The organism is Bacillus sp. FSL M8-0350, assembly GCF_038593345.1.
Taxonomy (GTDB): Bacteria; Bacillota; Bacilli; order Bacillales; family Bacillaceae; genus Bacillus; species Bacillus safensis.
This window is the reverse complement of sequence record NZ_CP151985.1, coordinates 2,787,452-2,805,150: the sequence shown is the minus strand read 5'-3', so window position 1 is coordinate 2,805,150 and position 17,699 is coordinate 2,787,452. Positions and strand designations below refer to the sequence as shown.

The window sequence follows — 17,699 nt, the reverse complement described above, 5'->3', positions numbered from 1 at the left end:
CGGTTCTTTTTGTTATATGGACAATTCATTATACGCTTAAGATGATATTTTTACTTTTTTTCTCGTTGTTTCCCATTTGCCTCTGCTTGGACTATGAACAAGATCGTTATAGGCAAGCACGTTTAAGTCTCTTTGAATGGTTCTAGGTGTGATCCCGAATTCATCAACCAGCTCTTGTGTCGTCACAAGACCTTTCTCTTGAATGAACATATAGACTGATTTGATTCGAGTCATCATACGGTTTGTTGAAGGTTTCAAAAAACCACTCCCTATCAATAAGATCGGATGGACTTGACTAACCACAACTTACTACACTAAAACTGCGAAATAAGGACATGCAACAATGGTAAATGTTCGTGTTTGTTAATGTTTTATTCTATTATACACGTTATTATGCATCTAGTTCCACCAAAAAGTCAACTTTACGTGTTTTTAAACTTGTCTTCATGAAATGAAATATGGTATATATCATGATTTGAATCCGGTTACAACCCAATAATGATAAGGGATGCGATTGGAGCTGACATTTTCAAATGTCCGAAAAATAAACACAGAAAATTTACAAAATAAAAAATTCAGTGAAAAGCAAAAAGACACATTCCATGTGAGGATGTGCCTTTTTTGTTTCTGTTATCCTTCTAAGAAAAAGAGCTGAATGAAAAATAAGACCGCAAAGATGAGAACAAGCACATGTACTTCTCTCCATTTCCCTTTCGCCAATTTCACAAGCGGATATGAAATAAATCCAAGTGAAATCCCGGTAGAGATACTAGAAGTCAGCGGCATCGAAAGAATGACAAGAAAAGCAGGGAATGCTTCGTCTAGTTCGTTCCAGCGAATGCGTGACACTGAGTTCATCATCAAACAGCCAACAATGATTAAAACAGGTGATGTGATGGATGGTAAAGAAGAAATCGCTTGAACGAGCGGGCCAAAAAATAATGCCACAATAAACAATGCAGCGACCGTTAGAGACGTCAGCCCAGTTCTTCCGCCAGCAGCAACTCCTGATGATGATTCAATATAAGCAGTGGTTGGGCTTGTACCAAACATAGAACCAACCGTCGTTGCAGCCGAGTCAGCGAGCAGGGCTCTGCGCACTTTTGGCAGCTGGCCATTTTTCATTAATCCGGCTTGTTCTGCAACGCCGATCATCGTGCCTGTTGTATCAAAAATCGTCACCAGTAAGAAGGAGAAGACGACAGCATACAAATGATGAGAGAACACGTCACCAAAGGCAGAGATTGGATTTGTAATCAGCATGCCTTCAGGCAGTGCAGGAATGTCCATCAGCATTTTAGGGAAATGAAGCTGGCCTGTTGCGAGCGCAATCAATGTGGTCGCTAACATACCGATAAACAGTGCACCATTTATTTGCAGAACCATTAAAATAACCGAAATCATTAAGCCGACAAGCGTTAAAATGACAACAGGCGAGCTTAAATTGCCAAGCTTCACAAGGTTTTCTGGATCAGCAGCGATGATCCCAGACTGACGGAGGCCGATGAATGCAATAAAAAGCCCAATTCCTGCTGTAATGCCGTACTTTAAATTATCTGGAATGGCTTGAATCAGTTGTTTTCTAAGGGATGTTAACGATAAAATAATAAAGAGTATACCAGCAACAAATACCGCACTAAACGCTGTTTGATAGCTGATGCCGCCACCGCCGACAACGGTAAAGGTGAAATAGACATTCAGCCCCATGCCTGGTGCAATGGCAATCGGATAGTTTGCAAATAGTGCCATCCAGAGCGTACCGACAACAGCAGCGATGATTGTTGCAGTAAAGACTTGGTCAAAAGGAATACCTGCTTTTGAAAGAATTCCCGGGTTGACGGCAACAATATAGACCATAGTAAAGAATGTCGTCATACCAGCGATTATTTCTTTCTTTATGTTGGTTTGATTTTCTTTTAACTGAAACATAAAATCCTCCATTTACGAACATTATTACAAAACAATTAATATAATATTCGTTTTAAGGGTGGATTGCAACCTTTTTTCAAGGAGGAATGGAAAAATGAATTGGGAAGCTGAAGTAATACGAAAAAAAGACGATTTGATCAAGGACACACAATCTTTTTTACAAATTGAAAGTGTCCTTGATGAAGAAGGCGGCAAAGAAGGAAAGCCATTTGGTGAAAAAGTCGATGATGCCCTGCAGTATATGCTGAAAAAAGGGGAAGATGAAGGCTTCACAGTCAAGAATGTCGACGGCTATGCGGGTCATATTGAATATGGGGAAGGCGATGACATTGTAGGTGTGCTTTGCCATGTGGACGTGGTGCCTGCTGGTGACGGCTGGACAACCCCGCCATTTTCAGCTGACATCAGAGAAAATAAAATCTTTGCACGCGGGGCTATTGATGACAAAGGCCCAACCATGGCGGCATTTTATGCGCTGAAGATCTTAAAAGATTCTGGTCTGCAGCTGTCGAAAAAAATCCGCATGATCATTGGAACAGATGAAGAAAGTGATTGGCGCTGTGTGGATCATTATTTCAAGCATGAGCCAATGCCGCAAATTGGATTTGCACCAGATGCCGATTTTCCGATTATTCATGCGGAAAAAGGGATCATTGATGCGGTTGTGTCATTTACATATCAACAAACAGCGAATCATCCGCGCTATACGCTGAAGCAATTTACATCGGGTATGAGGCTCAATATGGTACCAGATGAGGCAGCTGCTACTGTGACTGCTGCACAGGAACACGATGCTGAATCATTAAAAACAGCCTTCGAAGCCTATCTTGCTGATCACCAATTATCTGGTGAGGTAAAGAACACGGCGGATGGACTGCATTTTACATTAAAAGGGGTATCCGTTCATGCCATGGAGCCGGCGCATGGGACAAATGCGGGCATTCATATGGCGAATTTCTTATGCGGACACGAATTAGATGAGCAGGGACTTGCCTTTACTTCCCAAATCAACGCTTTATTTGATCAAGATACTAGAGGACAAAAGCTGGGAATTGCTTGCAAAGATGAGATTAGTGGAGATTTGACGTTGAATGTTGGGACAATCCGCTTTAAACAGAATGAGGAAGCAAAGCTAGGGTTAAATGTCCGCTATCCAGTAACAGCAGACGGCAAGGACGTCAAAAAAGGAATTGAAAGCATCAAAGGGGCAGCCCTGCTAAAATTCGAAGACAGCCCTCCGCATCACGTCTCAAAAGATCATCCGCTTGTGAAAACCTTGCAGCGGGTATATGAGGAACAAATGGGAGATCCTGCAACCCTTATTGCCATTGGGGGAGGAACGTATGCAAGATCTTTAGAAGCAGGCGTTGCCTTTGGACCTTTATTTCCTGGCAGGCCAGACTGCGCCCATCAAAAGGATGAATATATTGAAATTGATGACTTACTGAGAGCAGCTGCTCTTTACGCACAAGCTATGTATGAATTAGCAAAATAGAAATGGAAAAGAGAAGAGGGGATTCATAGTGAAAAAAATGTTCTTATGCTCTTCATTCAAAGACAGCTATTCTCTCTTATCTGACTTTGCGGGGGAATCATTAAAAGGAAAGCACGTGACTTTCTTTCCAACGGCAAGTGCTGTAGAAGAAGTCACGCACTATGTAGAGGCAGCGAAGGAAGCCTTTCAGCAATTAGGGATGCAGCTTGAGACTGTGCAGATAGATGAACAGTCCGCTGAAGAGATCTCGCAGATGATCAAACAAAATGATGTGATCTACGTGTCAGGAGGCAACACGTTTTATTTATTGCAGGAATTAAGAAAGCATCGTCTCGATGACGTGTTGAAAGAAGAAATCAACAACGGCAAGCTGTACATCGGAGAGTCTGCTGGGAGTATTCTCATGGCGCCAAGCATTGAATATATCTCTCTGATGGATGATCAAAAGAAGGCACCGGAGCTTTCATCATATCAAGCTTTCAATGAAATAAGCCGCTATCCAGTACCGCATATGCACAATACCTATTTAGGCGAGGCTGCGCAGCAAATCACAGAGAAGCATCAGCAGACGCTTGATTTATGTCCGCTTACTGATGAACAGGCTTTACTTATCAGAGGGGAACAGGCTGAAGTGAAATCTGTCAAAGCATCTTAACCGTGAAATGAAGAAAAAGGAACAGGGATTCATCGCCCTGTTCCTTTTTTAATTTTGAAAAACATCACTGGATAAGTATCGTTCGCCCGTATCTGCTGTCATACAGATCACAATTTGATCTGCCGGCAATTGCTTGGCTGTTTCAATCGCTGCATAGCAAGCCGCCCCAGAGGATGGGCCTACTAAAATTCCTTCAAGCTGAGCGAGCTGCCGTGTGATGTGGTACGCATCTTCGTCACTTACCTGAACGATGTCATCATAGACGTGCTCGTTTAAAATATGGGGGATAAATCCTGGGCTTGTGCCAACGAGTTTATGCTTCCCAGGTTTCCCGCCAGATAAGACAGGAGATTCCTTCGGCTCTGCCACACGGATGGTTAAATGAGGGAATGCCTTTTTTAATTCCTCTCCAGTTCCTGTAATAGTACCGCCAGTTCCAGCTGTTGCGACAAAGGCTCCAAGAGGCTGTCCAAGTTGTTTCACAGCTTCCATAATTTCGACTGCTGTTGTGCCTCTATGTGCATCTGGGTTCGCTCTATTGTCAAACTGCATGGGAATAAAGCTGTGAGGAATTTGAGCAGCCAGTTCCTCAGCTTTTCGGATGCAGCCTGGCATTTTTTCTTCTCCTGGGGTTAAGACGACCTGCGCCCCGTATGCCTTCAGAATATTGATTCTTTCCTTTGTCATCGTATCAGGCATGACAAGAATGGCTTTGTAGCCTCTTGCGGCGGCATTCATGGCTAAACCAATCCCTGTATTCCCGCTCGTAGGCTCAATAATGGTTGCTCCTTTTGTGAGTTTCCCTTGTTTTTCTGCCTCGACGATCATATTGTAAGCCGCGCGGTCTTTTACACTTCCGCTCGGATTAAATGATTCCAGCTTTAAGTAAACAGCCGCCGCATTTTCTGGCTGGAGCCGCTGTAATTTGACAAGCGGTGTATCGCCAATCAGCTCAGCTATATTTTGTGCTACTTTCATCAGATGACACCCTTTCTTCTCATTACGCATTTCTTTAGTTATACTATCATCAATGGGGATTCGTAAAGTTTGTTAAAAAAGGACAGGTGATATTGTGTCAGAAAGCCGTCATTATTTTATAGGGATTCACATCCCTGAACAACTTGCGCATCAAATCAAACAAGACATTGATCAAAGGAGCGGACTGTTCTTTCAAAAATGGACAGCACCACATGATTATCATGTGACCCTTATCTTTTTAGGAGCCATTCCAGAAGAGCGTTTAAAAAAGATCATCCAGCTGCTTGACATCCTTTCAAATGAAGCGTCTGCATTTCCACTAGAGCTGAATGAGGTAGGGCAGTTTGGTGCGAAAGAACGCCCAAGAGTCTTTTTTGCAAAGCCTCATGAAAGTGAGCCGCTCATGCATTTAAGAGAAAAGGTAAAGGAAGCCGTTTTGTCAGCAGGACACCCTGTTGAAAAGAGACCGTTTCATCCGCATATGACGATTGCGCGCAAATGGAATGCGGATGACCCTTATGAAAAGCAAGCTCCTTTACGCAAAGAGCCATATGTGATGGAGGTTTCTCGTATCACTTTATTTGAAATACGTCCGAAGGAAACCCCTCGTTATCACGCAATCAAACAATTTACACTACATAAATGATTCTAGAAGTTGGAGTGAGCAGCAGATGGCGCAAATTATCAAAATTCAAGATTATATATCACGATATGAACAAGACCCGCATCACTATATCAATCAATTCAATCGGTTGAAAAAACAAAGATGGGACGAGTTAAAAAAGGCTTCAAAAGAGGAGGCGCAGCAACCGTTTGATCAAATTCCTCAACAAGCTCCAGAACAAGAGGAAGAAAAGAGAAAGAAATTCTCCTTAAAGAGAAAGCAAAAAGAAGCCGATATGAAAAAGGAACGGGACCTGAGTCTTTTTAACGAGCCGACAGATATAGAGCAAGGGGTTTTCAGAAACGTTCCTACCGATGAAACGAAGCTGATTCACTTTTTTAAGGACCATCTCTTTGAAGTGCAATTAAAATGGGCGAGTTCGACGATTTCACATATTTCAACCGTTTCCCATCATATTCGGTATGATGAAAAGCTGCGGATGCTTGCAAGGCAGCTTCCGGATTCTTATTTTGTGATGTACAAGCCGGTGCTGCTCATTCAAAAAGCTGAGATGGAATTATGTCCGATACTCATCACGCCGATCGAAGTGATCTGTTTATCTTTCTTAGAGGCCGAGCCAGACAGCGTCTATATCGGAACGAAGGAACGTTTTTGGGAAAAACGGGCGACTGGGAAAGCTGTTCAGTCCGTCTTGAATCCTTGTGCAAGCCTTTTGCGCTCTGGCACCGTCGTGTCAAAGATCTTACAGCAAAGTGGTGTAGACCTTCCTGTGAAAAAAATCCTTATCAGCCGAACCTCTTATATTGATTTACCTGAAGTTCCATATGGGATGGAGGTTATCGATAAGAAGAAGGCAGAAGAGTGGTTTGAAAAGCAGCGGAAAAATACGGCGCCGACAAAGCATCAGCAATTTAAGGCGACAAAGGCATTGCTTGCTTATGGTGAATCAGACAGCAAAAGAAGACAGGAATGGCTCGATTAAAGGCATGATGGAAGGTCACGAAAAATGAGACCTGAGTGGAGCTAATATATGAATGAATGGTACTTTATCGTTAATCCAGAAGCAGGACATGGAAAAGGACTCCGCACATGGAGGAGCATAGAGAAAGAATTACAAAAGGTGGAGGTCTCTTATCGATCATTTCTCACCCAGCATGAAGGCCATGCAGAAGTTTTGGCAAGACAAATCAGTGCCATGCAGGATGACAGGCTGAAGCGCTTGATTGTTATTGGCGGTGACGGCACCATTCATGAAGTACTGAATGGCTTAAAGGAAATCGATCATGTGCAGCTTAGTTTTGTCCCTGCTGGTCATTGGAATGATGCTGCGAAGGGTCTCGGTATCCATCGTCATGATGTCCTAAAAGAAGTGAGAAAGCAAAAGAGAATGCTCACCAAAACATTTTCTCTCGGCTCCTTTCAAGATCATGCCGAAAGTCCGCAATCTGTTCTCTTTCTCAATCATATCGGTGCGGGGTTTGACGCACATGTACTGAGGAAAACGGTGCATTTTAGAGGGAAAAAGTGGCTGAAACGGCTGGGGCTTGGCTTTATCATCTACCCTCTGTCATTTCTCCATTCTTTATGGTCGTTTAAGCCGTTTGATCTTGCGTTATTTATTGAAAATGAGAAGAAAGTCTTTCGCCAAGTGTGGTTTGTGATCGTCTGCAATCACCCGTATTACGGGGGAGGGCTGGAAGCGGCACCGGAAGTGAGTGCGAGGCAGCCAGGTTTTCAAACGTTGGTTGTCACAGATTTGAATCCATTCAAAGTCCTTTTGTTTCTAAGCGCGATGGTGTTCCGAAAGCATCTTGGGATGAAGGGGGTTACCCTGTTTCAGCATGAGGAAGCGTTTTTAGAAGCAGATGAAAAAATCTTATTTCACGCAGATGGAGAAGTGATCGGCGCAACGCCTGTCTTTGTAAAGGCAAGTGAACGATCCTTAAAATTACGTGCTTAAATAACTTGCGGTATATCCTTAGTCAAAGAACCATGAAAAAAGCCTTCTTTTTCGTAAGGTTCTTGTCCTGATTTTTTAGTTTTGCTTGACGAGTATAAGAAGGTAACGATAAAATCTATAGGACGGCTATTGTTTAGCATCTCATTCTCAATAGCTGTCCTTTTTGTTTTTATGATCATATAAATAAAAAAAGAAACAGCCAATTGATCCTCAATCGGCTGAATTTTGTCGACTAAAAAAGCAAGATTTAAAATATTTTAAGAAATGATGGGTTGAAAATTGATATGAACTGGTTGGGACAAATATTAGGTAGCGAATGGCACATCTCTCCGGCTGGAGGCGCTACGGGAGATGCGTACTTCGCAACACACAATGACCAAAAGCTATTTTTAAAACGCAATACGTCACCGTTTCTTGCGGTTTTGTCAGCTGAAGGCATTGTGCCGAAGCTTGTCTGGACAAAACGGATGGAAAATGGAGATGTGATTACTGCACAGCACTGGCTGAGCGGCAGAGAGCTGAAGCCAAAGGACATGAATGATCGTCCTGTAGCAGAGCAGCTAAGAAAAATTCATACATCAAAAGAATTGCTCGATATGCTGAAACGATTAGAGAAGCACTCTCTAGACCCAGAATCCATTCTGATGCATCTGAAACAGTCCATATTAAACGAGCAAATTGATTCACAAGACATTTCGCGTGCCATCCAGTATTTAGAGAAGCATGTGGAGGCTGTCCATTTTGAGGACAAGGTCGTCTGTCATTGCGATCTCAATCATAATAATTGGCTGCTGACAGATGAAAACCAGCTCTATTTGATCGATTGGGATGGGGCGATGATTGCAGACCCAGCGATTGATCTTGGACCGCTTTTATACCATTATGTTGAGGAAGAGAACTGGGAAAGCTGGCTCTCTATGTACGGCGCCCCGCTGACGGACAATTTGCGAAAGCGCATGGCGTGGTACGTGCTCGCTGAAACCGTATCGTTTGTCGTTTGGCATAAACGAAAAGGGAATGAAAAGGCGCAAAAAGAAGTGCAAGCGGAGCTAAATGCACTCTTAAAACGGTTAAACATCCATTAAGACAGTGGAATGTTCTCGACCCACTCAGACAGATGTGATTGATGCTCCTCAATATGTGCATCAATTGAACTGACAGAGGTGCCCTTTTGGCTGTAATCATAAATATCTGTTAACAGCTGACGAATGTCGGCATCCAGATCTTCTTTTGCCAGCATTAATTGAATCACGCGTCCCACCTGTTCATATTCTGCAACAGTCCCGCAGCAATCTAGCTGGTGATCGGTTAAAATATCTTTGATTAATTGAAGCTGATGTTGACGGTTTAAACCCATACAAATGCTCCTTTCCTGCGTGTCATTTATGAGGTTAAACTGTGCATTCAGCGCCCAATTTATACATGCGGCAGACCAGCTCAAGCGAAGGGCTGGTCTTTTTATATGGACATAGAAGATGCTGTCTTGCGGGTCTTTATGTTTCATGGTATCTTGATAAAATGTAAAGAAAATAGAGGTGTATCAAATTGAGAATGCGACATAAACCATGGGCGGATGATTACTTAGCTGAGAATGCTCATATTGCTTTAGCAAGTCCCGAGCAATATAAAGGGAAATGGCATGAGCTGTTTGGAAATGATCATCCAATCCATATCGAAGTTGGGACAGGAAAAGGGAGCTTTATTGCTGGAATGGGCAAGCTTCATCCTGATATCAACTATATTGGCATTGAATTATTTAAAAGTGTTATTGTGACGGCAGTAGATAAAATCAAAGAGACAGATGTTGAAAATGTAAAGCTTTTGAACATCAATGCTGAGACGCTGACAGATGTGTTTGCGGAAAATGAGATTGACCGGGTGTATTTGAATTTCTCTGATCCGTGGCCAAAAGCAAGACACGAAAAGCGCAGATTGACGTTTAAAACCTTTTTAGAGCGATATGAACATATACTCCGTCCAGGCGGTGAGTTACATTTCAAAACAGATAACCGCGGGTTATTTGAATATTCCTTAAAAAGTTTTTCTGCATATGGTCTTCTTTTAACGTATGTCAGCCTAGATTTACATGAGGACGGCTTAGAAGGAAACGTGATGACTGAATATGAAGAGAAATTCTCATCTATGGGACAACCGATCTATCGATCAGAAGTCAAATTCCCAGAATAACAAGTGATATCAAGCTGGCTGCAATAGAAAAATGGCAGTCAGCTTTTTTTATGAAAAGATTGGTGCATGCGATTTTTGGCTGTATTTGCTACGATAGAAAAAGGAGGGATGACAGCAATGGAGACAATGAAAATAGGTGAAATGGAACTGTTTTGGTTAAACGGGGGAGATACGCACATGGACGGCGGAGCGATGTTTGGTGTCGTGCCAAAGCCATTATGGTCAAAAAAATACCCGGTAAATGACCGCAATCAAATTGAATTACGATGTGATCCAATTCTCATTCGGTGGAAGGGTCTTCATCTGTTAGTGGATTCCGGCATCGGATCAGGGAAGCTGACGGATAAACAAAAACGCAATTACGGCGTGACAGAGGAAACCAAATTGGAAGAATCTCTAGCGGCGCTTGGCCTGCGCCCATCAGATATTGATTACGTATTGATGACACATCTGCACTTTGATCATGCCAGCGGATTAACAAAACGTGAAGGCGATAAGCTTGTGTCTGTTTTTCAGCAGGCAAAAATCATCACATCGAAAATCGAATGGGATGAAATGAGAGCGCCAAACATTCGCTCAAGAAATACATATTGGAAAGAAAACTGGGAGCCTGTGGCAGATCAAGTCGTCACATTTGAAGAAAGCATCGAAGTGACAGAAGGAATCGAGCTGCATCATACAGGCGGCCATAGCAATGGTCATAGTATTTTAACGCTCACAAGTGAGGGCGAAACAGCGATTCATTTAGCTGATATCATGCCAACACACGCTCATAAAAATCCACTCTGGGTTCTGGCATATGATGATTACCCAATGACTTCGATTCCAGCCAAGCAAAAGTGGCAGGCATATGCTGAAGAAAAAAATGCTTGGTACTTGTTTTATCATGATGCCATTTATCGTGCTGTAAAATGGGACGAAGATGGGCAGATCACACACGACATCAAAAGAGAAACAGGAAGATAAAAGATCATCTGTATGTTTTATTCGCCTTTCACACAAAATAACGACAAAATGAACTTGTGAAAGGAAGAGTGCAGGTGAACCAATTTTATCGTGTACATGGTGATGTGATCGAAACACCATTAAGAGGGATGGAAGTCATGTCAGTCCCTTATTTAAACAAAGGGGTTGCATTTACAAAGGAAGAGCGGGAGGAGCTCGGGTTAAAGGGATTTCTTCCGCCTAAGGTCTTAACCTTAGAGGATCAGGCAAAGCGTGCATATGAACAGTTCAAGGCACAGCCTGATGAACTGGGGAAAAATGTGTATTTAACAGCGCTTCATGACAGAAATGAAGTGCTTTTTTACAAACTGCTAAATGAGCACTTGGCGGAAATGCTTCCGATTGTCTACACGCCGACTGTAGGAACGGCTATTCAGCGTTATAGCCATGAGTATCGGAAGCCGAGAGGGCTGTATTTATCGATTGATGATCTGGAAGGCATGGAAGAGATTTTTGCCTCTTATGGTGTCGATGAATCAATCGACTTAATCGTTGCAACGGATGCAGAAGGCATTTTAGGTATTGGAGACTGGGGTGTAGGCGGGATTGCCATTTCAGTTGGAAAACTTGCTGTTTATACAGCTGCAGCAGGCATTGATCCCAGCCGCGTGCTGGCAGTAGTGCTTGATGCCGGAACGAACCAGGAAAGTCTCTTGAATGATCCGCTTTATGTTGGAAACCAGCACTCCCGCGTTCGAGGAGAGCGCTATGATCAGTTCATTGATCAATATGTCGAGCTTGCCCGCGCTACTTTCCCAAATGCACTCCTTCACTGGGAAGACTTTGGGACAAAGAATGCCCGTGCGATATTGGAAAAATATAAGGACCGTATTTGTACATTTAACGATGACATTCAAGGGACTGGCGCCGTTTCACTTGCTGCAGTTCTGGCATGTGCAAAAGCTTCGAAGGTTCCGCTGAAAGATCACCGTATTGTCATTTTTGGAGCGGGTACGGCAGGTATTGGCATAGCCGAGCAAATCCGTGATGCCATTGTCAGAGATGGAGTCAAAGAAGAGGAGTCCTATGATCATTTCTGGTGTATTGATAAAACGGGGCTGCTCACAGATGATTCACCTGACATTCAGCCATTTCAAAAGCCGTATGCAAGGCGCTCTGACGAAGTAAAGAATTATGCCCGTAATGGTCCAAAGCATTCGATTGATCTATTAGAGGTCGTCAAGCAGGCGAAACCAACAATCTTAATTGGCACTTCGACGGTCGGAGGAGCATTTACAGAGGAAATTGTAAAAGAAATGGCGTCACACGTGGAGCGTCCTGCGATTTTACCGATGTCGAATCCGACACCTCTTTCAGAAGCAAAGCCGCAAGATCTGATCGAGTGGACTGAAGGACGTGCCCTTGTGACAACGGGAAGTCCATTTGATCCTGTCGAATATGGCGGTGTCACATATGAAATTGGACAAGCGAATAATGCCCTTGTCTTCCCAGGCCTTGGTCTAGGCACAATTGTGTCAAAAGCACGCCTCATGACAGACAGTATGTTTGTTGCGAGTGCTGAAGCCATTGCAAGCATGGTCAATGTTGGGAAGCCGGGTGCAGCGATGCTGCCAAGTGTCGATCAGCTTCGAACCGTTTCAGCGACAGTAGCCGTCCGTGTGGCGCAGGCAGCAATTGATGAAGGAATTGCAGAAGAAACGCCTGATGATCTCATTCAGGCTGTGCAGGACGCTATGTGGCATCCTGTTTACAAAAAAATCAAAGCCATATAAAAAAAGCTTCGCAAGGACATGTCTTTGCGAAGCTTTCTTGATCAAGCAACAGAATCAATGACATCCACGATCATGCCAGTTTTGGCATCAATCATCACTTCATACTGTTCAAGCTCACCAAATGCAGAGCGGGTAATGCCAGATTTGTATACATCAATCGTTTCGCCATTTACGGTATACGGCTCTGGTACAGTATAAATCCAAGAGCCATCAATCGGGCCGCGCTGTTTAAAAGCAGATTTCACAATTTTTAATGCTTTTTCAGATGAGATATACGTAGGGAAAAATACTTTCTTTGCAACAATTGCAGCGGCTACGCCAATACTCGCACCAATCAGAACATGTTTTAACTTCAACGTGCTGCACCTCCGTATTGCTGTTTTTTCCATTATACAAAACTTGTCCAACGATGTTAAGGAATCCGAATACTTGAAAGCATATTCAAAATTTCTGGAGAGATACTTGGAAAACCGAAAGAATTCTTATAGTATAAAGTGAGTGTTATTTTTATAGGAATATATATGGTCATTACATAGAAACGAGGTAAACTGTAGAATGAACGAAGAAACATTGTCGCTTTTCCGAAATTTAACAGAATTACAGGGAACTCCAGGAAATGAGCACCATGTGCGTGCTTTTATGAAAAAGGAACTTGAGAAATATTCTGATGAACTCATTCAAGACCGTCTTGGCGGAGTGTTTGGCGTACGCAAGGGACCGGAAAACGCACCGAAAATTATGGTAGCGGGTCATATGGATGAAGTCGGATTCATGGTCTCATCGATTACGAAAAACGGGATGATTCGTTTTCAAACACTTGGCGGCTGGTGGAGTCAAGTCATGCTGGCGCAGCGTGTGGACGTCCATACCGATCACGGGCCAATTCCTGGTGTCGTCTCTAGTACTCCTCCTCACCTTCTCACGCCAGAACAAAAAAGCAAACCTGTGAAGCCGTCAGATATGCTTATTGATATTGGTGCAGACAGTGAAGAAGAGGCAAAAGAGCTTGGCGTTCGTCCAGGACAGCAAATCGTTCCTGCAACGGTTTTTACCCCAATGGCGAATCCAAAAAAGATTTTAGCGAAGGCTTGGGATAACCGCTATGGCTGCGGCCTTGCAATTGAATTATTAAAAGAATTAAAAGACGAATCACTTTCATGTCAGCTGTACTCAGGAGCAACTGTTCAAGAGGAAGTTGGACTTAGAGGAGCTGAGGTAGCTGCGAATATGATTCAGCCAGATCTTTTCTTCGCTTTAGATGCGAGTCCTGCAAACGATGTGACAGGTGACAAAACACAGTTCGGCCAGCTTGGAAAAGGTGCACTTCTGCGTATTTTTGATCGGACAATGATTACGCACCGCGGAATGAGAGACTTTGTGCTTGATACTGCTGAGACAAACAACATTCCATATCAATATTTCGTATCACCGGGTGGTACGGACGCCGGACGTGTTCATATTTCAAACCAAGGTGTGCCTTCTGCTGTGATTGGAGTTTGTGCACGCTACATTCATACAAGTCATTCTGTTTTGCATGTGGACGATTACGCAGCGGCAAAAGAGTTAATTGTCCGCCTTGTCAAAAATTGTGATCAAAGTACAGTGGATTCTATTTACCAACAAGTATAAATAGAATAGAAAAAGGCTGCTTCTTCAATGAGAGCAGCCTTTTTTCTTATTGCTGTTCAAACACATAAGATAACGCCTTGATCGCTTGGTTTACGGTTTCCACAGTGATATTTGCTTTGTTTGAGAGTTCTTTTAACGGATGGTGCAGATCTTTTGGACGAATTAAAATAAGAGGTTTCCCTTTTGCAATCGCAGCAGATGCATCCATGGCTGTGTTCCACTGTTTATATTTCTCACCAAAGCGTGCAATGACGACATCTGCTTTGTTTAATAAAATTTCAGTACGAAAATTGTTCAAATCAGAAGCTGCATCATCTTTGAAAATGGCATTCGGCTGCTCACCTAAAATATCCTCACCGATATTATCTGAGCGGTCATGATTCTCCATTGGACCGACAAATGTCACTGGCAGCTTCAAAGATTGGCTTTTCTCCTTGATTTCATCACGCCATTGGCTATGAATTTCTCCAGCTAAATAGACAGTTAATTGCATAACGATCTCCTCCTTTTGTACAAACTTAGTAAAGGTTTGTCCTGTTTCTTTTCATGTTACACAAGAAGTGCTTGATAAAGCAAAAAAAATATGATTATGATATTCATGGTAGAGACTATTTTTCATCGTAAGAATACTACATATAATGGGAAGGACAGGCCTCTTCGTCTTTCCTATGAGAAAGCAGGAAGACGACGTTGATGACTTATTTGAAAAGAAAGGGGATCTCCCTTTCGCCAAAGGTGTATTTCATTGATGCACTTTCTTATATGGCTTTAGGTCTATTTGCTACATTAGTGGTAGGTCTGATTTTAAAAACAGCAGGCGGTCTGTTATCACTTTCTCTCATTGTGAAAATGGGTACGCTTGCTATGGGTCTGATGGGACCGGCAATTGGCGTAGCAGTTGCTTATCGCTTAAATGCTTCTCCATTAATCATTTTTGCAAGTGTTGTCTCAGGTGCCGCTGGAGCAGAGCTTGGGGGGCCTGCTGGAAGCTTTGCCGCAGCATTAATTGGTGTGGAACTCGGCAAGCTAGTCAGTGGTGAGACAAGAATTGATATTATTTTAACGCCGCTTGTCACCATTATCACTGGCTTTTTCACCGCTGCTTTCATCGGACCTGGGATTGAAGCCATGATGACAGGGCTCGGCAGGCTCATCATGTGGGGGACAGACCAAAGCCCGCTGATCATGGGCATGCTGGTAGCGACCATTGTTGGACTTGCCCTCAGTTCTCCGATCTCAAGTGCTGCACTTGCGCTTATGCTTGACTTAAGCGGAACAGCTGCTGGTGCTGCAACGATTGGCTGCTGTGCTCAAATGGTCGGCTTTGCTGCTGCAGGCTTTAGAGAAAATCGCTTTGGCGGTCTTGCGGCTGTCGGCATTGGAACGTCAAAATTGCAGCTTTCGAACATTGTGAAAAATCCCCTCATCCTGATTCCGCCGACGATTGCTGGTCTCATTCTCGCGCCAATTGGTATTATTGGCTTTGGGATGGTCAATAATGCGGCAGGAGCGGGAATGGGAACGAGCGGCCTTGTTGGACAGCTCATGACCCTGACCGTCATGGGGTTTCATCCATCTGTATTTTTGGCGATAGCTCTCTTGCATATCGTTGGCCCGGCAGTGATTAGTTTGGTAGTATCAGAATGGATGAGAAAGAAAGGCTATATACAATTCGGAGATTTAACCATACAAACTGGAGGAATGAAACATGAAAAAAATTGAATCAAACGAAGAATTACAAAAAGTGATTCAAGAAGACTTAACGGTATTGCTATTTTCAGCTGACTGGTGCCCGGACTGCACATTTATTGAGCCATTCTTGCCAGAGCTTGAAGCAAACTACCCAGAATTTGAGTACTTCTATGTTGATAGAGACAAGTTCATTGACACTTGTGCAGAGTGGGAAATTTACGGCATTCCAAGCTTTTTAGTCTTTAAAAACGGACAAGAGATTAACCGCTTTGTCAGCAAAGATCGTAAGACAAAGGAAGAGATTGAAGCATTTTTAACAGATTCTCTTTCTAAATAACGAAAGGAGAGTCTAAAACGATGGCAAAAATGACATCAAGACAGCTTGCGAATGAACTCAAAAGCCGTCTGACGAACGACAGCTGGTCACACCAGTTTGACCGGGAAAAAGATACGCTTCGTATTGAAGATAAACAAACAGGCAAAGGCATCACACTAGAGCTCCCGCCAATTATTGCAAAGTGGGAAGTAAAGCCTGATGAAACCATCGATGAGATCGTTTATTATGTGGAAGAAGCGCTGAGTGCGATGAAAGGCGAAGCGCAGCACATTTCAGGAAAAGAAAAGCAGATCTATCCAGTCATTCGTTCCACTTCCTTTCCTGAGGCATCAAGTGATGGAATTCCCCTCGTGTTTGATGAGCATACAGCAGAAACGAGAATCTACTATGCACTTGATCTTGGAAGCACCTACCGATTAATTGATGAAAAGATGCTTCAAAAGGAAAACTGGACAAAAGAGCGAATCAGAGAAACCGCCAGCTTCAACGTCCGTTCGCTAGAAACTGTAGTGAAAATGGATGAAGTGGCAGGCAACCGGTTTTATTTCTTCCGTGCAAATGACGGATATGACGCCAGCAGACTTTTAAATGAATCGTTATTGCAAGAATACGCGCAAAAAATAGAAGGACAAATGGCGATTTCTGTTCCCCATCAAGATGTATTCATCATTGCTGATGTTCGCAATGATTCAGGCTATGATATTTTAGGACAGATGTCGATGAGCTTCTTCGCCAGCGGTACGGTTCCGATTACCGCATTATCATTTTTATATGATGAGGGGAAGCTTGAACCGATCTTTATACTTGCAAAAAGCAGACCAAAACAGCAGTAGAAGGGAATTTTGAAGAATGAACGTTTTTTATAATGCAGAAGGTGTAGGCGACACACTCCTTATTTCATTGAAAGATGTGACGAGAGAAGAAGTAGGTCATGAAACGTTTGGAGATGTAGTACGAATCTTCAATCAAGAAACAAAAGAAACAACAGGCTTTAATATCTTCAATGCATCGACTTACATGAAAATTGAAGAAAACGGATCTGTCCCGCTTTCTGAAACCATTGTTCAAGATATCAATGAAATTTTAAACCGCAACGGTGTCAGTGAAACGTTGACTGTGGATCTATCACCAAAATTTGTTGTCGGCTATGTGAAGGAAAAAGAAAAGCATCCGAACGCAGATAAATTAAACATTTGCCAAGTTGATGTGGGCGATGAAACCTTACAAATCGTGTGCGGTGCACCAAACGTTGACCAAGGCCAATATGTCGTGGTGGCGAAAGTCGGTGCAGTGATGCCAAGCGGTATGGTCATCAAAGATGCTGAGCTTAGAGGCGTTCCATCAAGCGGCATGATCTGTTCAGCGAAAGAGTTAGATCTTCCAGACGCACCTGCTGAAAAAGGGATTCTTGTTTTAGATGGAAGCCATCAAGCTGGCGAACCCTTTAAAGCGTAACCTCCCATAAACGGGCACA

General features: G+C 43.1%; 20 protein-coding genes. 14 read left to right on the top strand and 6 right to left on the bottom strand.

Annotated elements, in window-relative coordinates; all coding sequences use genetic code 11:
* Positions 1-36 precede the first annotated feature (36 nt).
* Together NSS80_RS14645 and NSS80_RS14640 are read right to left on the bottom strand one after the other, a co-directional pair.
* Positions 37-258 (bottom strand): DeoR family transcriptional regulator, encoded by a 222-nt coding sequence (locus NSS80_RS14645; protein ID WP_008356419.1) that lies wholly within the window; start codon positions 256-258, stop codon positions 37-39.
* A 372-nt stretch (positions 259-630) separates the two neighbouring features.
* Positions 631-1,929: an NCS2 family permease gene (locus NSS80_RS14640; RefSeq protein WP_041114957.1), complete on the bottom strand. Its 1,299-nt coding sequence runs from the start codon at positions 1,927-1,929 to the stop codon at positions 631-633.
* Positions 1,930-2,023: 94 nt separating this feature from the next.
* Between NSS80_RS14640 and pepV the strand changes: the two genes are divergently transcribed.
* Together pepV and NSS80_RS14630 are read left to right on the top strand one after the other, a co-directional pair.
* Entirely contained in the window at positions 2,024-3,424 is a 1,401-nt protein-coding gene (pepV, locus tag NSS80_RS14635) for a dipeptidase PepV (RefSeq protein WP_041114959.1), read from the top strand.
* Between the two features lie 28 nt (positions 3,425-3,452).
* A complete protein-coding gene (locus NSS80_RS14630; RefSeq protein ID WP_041114962.1) occupies positions 3,453-4,079 on the top strand; it encodes a Type 1 glutamine amidotransferase-like domain-containing protein in 627 nt (208 codons plus the stop codon).
* A 48-nt stretch (positions 4,080-4,127) separates the two neighbouring features.
* Here NSS80_RS14630 and cysK read toward each other — a convergent pair whose 3' ends face one another.
* Positions 4,128-5,060, bottom strand: a complete 933-nt coding sequence (gene cysK / locus NSS80_RS14625) for a cysteine synthase A (protein ID WP_198527482.1) — start codon at positions 5,058-5,060, stop codon at positions 4,128-4,130.
* A 91-nt stretch (positions 5,061-5,151) separates the two neighbouring features.
* Between cysK and thpR the strand changes: the two genes are divergently transcribed.
* The 4 genes from thpR (at position 5,152) to NSS80_RS14605 (ending at position 8,727) form a co-directional block, all read left to right on the top strand.
* On the top strand, positions 5,152-5,703 hold the full coding sequence (thpR, locus tag NSS80_RS14620; RefSeq protein WP_034279495.1) for an RNA 2',3'-cyclic phosphodiesterase: 552 nt from the start codon (positions 5,152-5,154) through the stop codon (positions 5,701-5,703).
* A gap of 25 nt (positions 5,704-5,728) precedes the next feature.
* Positions 5,729-6,664 (top strand): hypothetical protein, encoded by a 936-nt coding sequence (locus NSS80_RS14615; protein ID WP_041114966.1) that lies wholly within the window; start codon positions 5,729-5,731, stop codon positions 6,662-6,664.
* Between the two features lie 48 nt (positions 6,665-6,712).
* Positions 6,713-7,642, top strand: coding sequence for a YegS/Rv2252/BmrU family lipid kinase (locus tag NSS80_RS14610; RefSeq protein ID WP_034279500.1), 930 nt, complete (start codon positions 6,713-6,715; stop codon positions 7,640-7,642).
* Between the two features lie 284 nt (positions 7,643-7,926).
* The gene (locus tag NSS80_RS14605) at positions 7,927-8,727 is read left to right on the top strand and encodes a phosphotransferase family protein (RefSeq protein ID WP_024424868.1); all 801 of its coding nucleotides are present in this window, start codon (positions 7,927-7,929) and stop codon (positions 8,725-8,727) included.
* Here the strand turns inward: NSS80_RS14605 and NSS80_RS14600 are convergent.
* Entirely contained in the window at positions 8,724-8,999 is a 276-nt protein-coding gene (locus NSS80_RS14600; RefSeq protein WP_024424867.1) for a YtzH-like family protein, read from the bottom strand. The two genes, NSS80_RS14605 and NSS80_RS14600, sit on opposite strands and share 4 nt — an antisense overlap.
* 188 nt (positions 9,000-9,187) lie before the next feature.
* On the opposite strand from NSS80_RS14600, the gene trmB reads away from it, so the two are divergent.
* From trmB to NSS80_RS14585, 3 genes are all read left to right on the top strand, one after another.
* Entirely contained in the window at positions 9,188-9,829 is a 642-nt protein-coding gene (gene trmB, locus NSS80_RS14595) for a tRNA (guanosine(46)-N7)-methyltransferase TrmB (protein ID WP_024424866.1), read from the top strand.
* Between the two features lie 117 nt (positions 9,830-9,946).
* Complete coding sequence (locus tag NSS80_RS14590) at positions 9,947-10,795, top strand: MBL fold metallo-hydrolase (RefSeq protein WP_034279506.1); 849 nt, start codon at positions 9,947-9,949, stop codon at positions 10,793-10,795.
* Positions 10,796-10,869: 74 nt separating this feature from the next.
* Positions 10,870-12,567 (top strand): NAD-dependent malic enzyme, encoded by a 1,698-nt coding sequence (locus tag NSS80_RS14585; protein WP_034279508.1) that lies wholly within the window; start codon positions 10,870-10,872, stop codon positions 12,565-12,567.
* A 41-nt stretch (positions 12,568-12,608) separates the two neighbouring features.
* Here NSS80_RS14585 and NSS80_RS14580 read toward each other — a convergent pair whose 3' ends face one another.
* Positions 12,609-12,923: a PepSY domain-containing protein gene (locus tag NSS80_RS14580; protein ID WP_003217759.1), complete on the bottom strand. Its 315-nt coding sequence runs from the start codon at positions 12,921-12,923 to the stop codon at positions 12,609-12,611.
* A 199-nt stretch (positions 12,924-13,122) separates the two neighbouring features.
* Here NSS80_RS14580 and NSS80_RS14575 point away from each other — a divergent pair, with 199 nt between their 5' ends.
* A complete protein-coding gene (locus tag NSS80_RS14575; RefSeq protein ID WP_034279511.1) occupies positions 13,123-14,196 on the top strand; it encodes a M42 family metallopeptidase in 1,074 nt (357 codons plus the stop codon).
* Between the two features lie 46 nt (positions 14,197-14,242).
* On the opposite strand, the gene NSS80_RS14570 is transcribed toward NSS80_RS14575, so the two are convergent.
* The gene (locus NSS80_RS14570; RefSeq protein WP_025092291.1) at positions 14,243-14,689 is read right to left on the bottom strand and encodes a YtoQ family protein; all 447 of its coding nucleotides are present in this window, start codon (positions 14,687-14,689) and stop codon (positions 14,243-14,245) included.
* A 200-nt stretch (positions 14,690-14,889) separates the two neighbouring features.
* Here NSS80_RS14570 and NSS80_RS14565 point away from each other — a divergent pair, with 200 nt between their 5' ends.
* Genes NSS80_RS14565 through ytpR form a run of 4 tightly spaced genes read left to right on the top strand, consistent with a single transcriptional unit; the run spans position 14,890 to position 17,680 of the window.
* Positions 14,890-15,918, top strand: a complete 1,029-nt coding sequence (locus NSS80_RS14565) for a PTS sugar transporter subunit IIC (protein WP_024426181.1) — start codon at positions 14,890-14,892, stop codon at positions 15,916-15,918.
* Positions 15,905-16,225, top strand: a complete 321-nt coding sequence (locus NSS80_RS14560; RefSeq protein ID WP_024424860.1) for a thioredoxin family protein — start codon at positions 15,905-15,907, stop codon at positions 16,223-16,225. The genes NSS80_RS14565 and NSS80_RS14560 overlap by 14 nt, the downstream gene beginning before the upstream one ends.
* Positions 16,226-16,245: 20 nt before the next feature.
* Positions 16,246-17,058: a DUF1444 domain-containing protein gene (locus NSS80_RS14555; protein WP_025092290.1), complete on the top strand. Its 813-nt coding sequence runs from the start codon at positions 16,246-16,248 to the stop codon at positions 17,056-17,058.
* A gap of 16 nt (positions 17,059-17,074) precedes the next feature.
* Positions 17,075-17,680, top strand: coding sequence for a YtpR family tRNA-binding protein (gene ytpR / locus NSS80_RS14550; RefSeq protein WP_024424858.1), 606 nt, complete (start codon positions 17,075-17,077; stop codon positions 17,678-17,680).
* Positions 17,681-17,699 lie beyond the last annotated feature (19 nt).

Coding starts and splice junctions, on each gene's coding strand:
- NSS80_RS14640 (WP_041114957.1), bottom strand. CDS start 1,929: ATGTTTCAGTTAAAAGAAAATCAAACCAACATAAAGAAAGAAATAATC.
- pepV (WP_041114959.1), top strand. CDS start 2,024: ATGAATTGGGAAGCTGAAGTAATACGAAAAAAAGACGATTTGATCAAG.
- NSS80_RS14615 (WP_041114966.1), top strand. CDS start 5,729: ATGGCGCAAATTATCAAAATTCAAGATTATATATCACGATATGAACAA.
- NSS80_RS14610 (WP_034279500.1), top strand. CDS start 6,713: ATGAATGAATGGTACTTTATCGTTAATCCAGAAGCAGGACATGGAAAA.
- NSS80_RS14605 (WP_024424868.1), top strand. CDS start 7,927: ATGAACTGGTTGGGACAAATATTAGGTAGCGAATGGCACATCTCTCCG.
- NSS80_RS14600 (WP_024424867.1), bottom strand. CDS start 8,999: ATGGGTTTAAACCGTCAACATCAGCTTCAATTAATCAAAGATATTTTA.
- NSS80_RS14590 (WP_034279506.1), top strand. CDS start 9,947: ATGGAGACAATGAAAATAGGTGAAATGGAACTGTTTTGGTTAAACGGG.
- NSS80_RS14575 (WP_034279511.1), top strand. CDS start 13,123: ATGAACGAAGAAACATTGTCGCTTTTCCGAAATTTAACAGAATTACAG.
- NSS80_RS14570 (WP_025092291.1), bottom strand. CDS start 14,689: ATGCAATTAACTGTCTATTTAGCTGGAGAAATTCATAGCCAATGGCGT.
- NSS80_RS14565 (WP_024426181.1), top strand. CDS start 14,890: ATGACTTATTTGAAAAGAAAGGGGATCTCCCTTTCGCCAAAGGTGTAT.
- NSS80_RS14560 (WP_024424860.1), top strand. CDS start 15,905: ATGAAAAAAATTGAATCAAACGAAGAATTACAAAAAGTGATTCAAGAA.
- NSS80_RS14555 (WP_025092290.1), top strand. CDS start 16,246: ATGGCAAAAATGACATCAAGACAGCTTGCGAATGAACTCAAAAGCCGT.
- ytpR (WP_024424858.1), top strand. CDS start 17,075: ATGAACGTTTTTTATAATGCAGAAGGTGTAGGCGACACACTCCTTATT.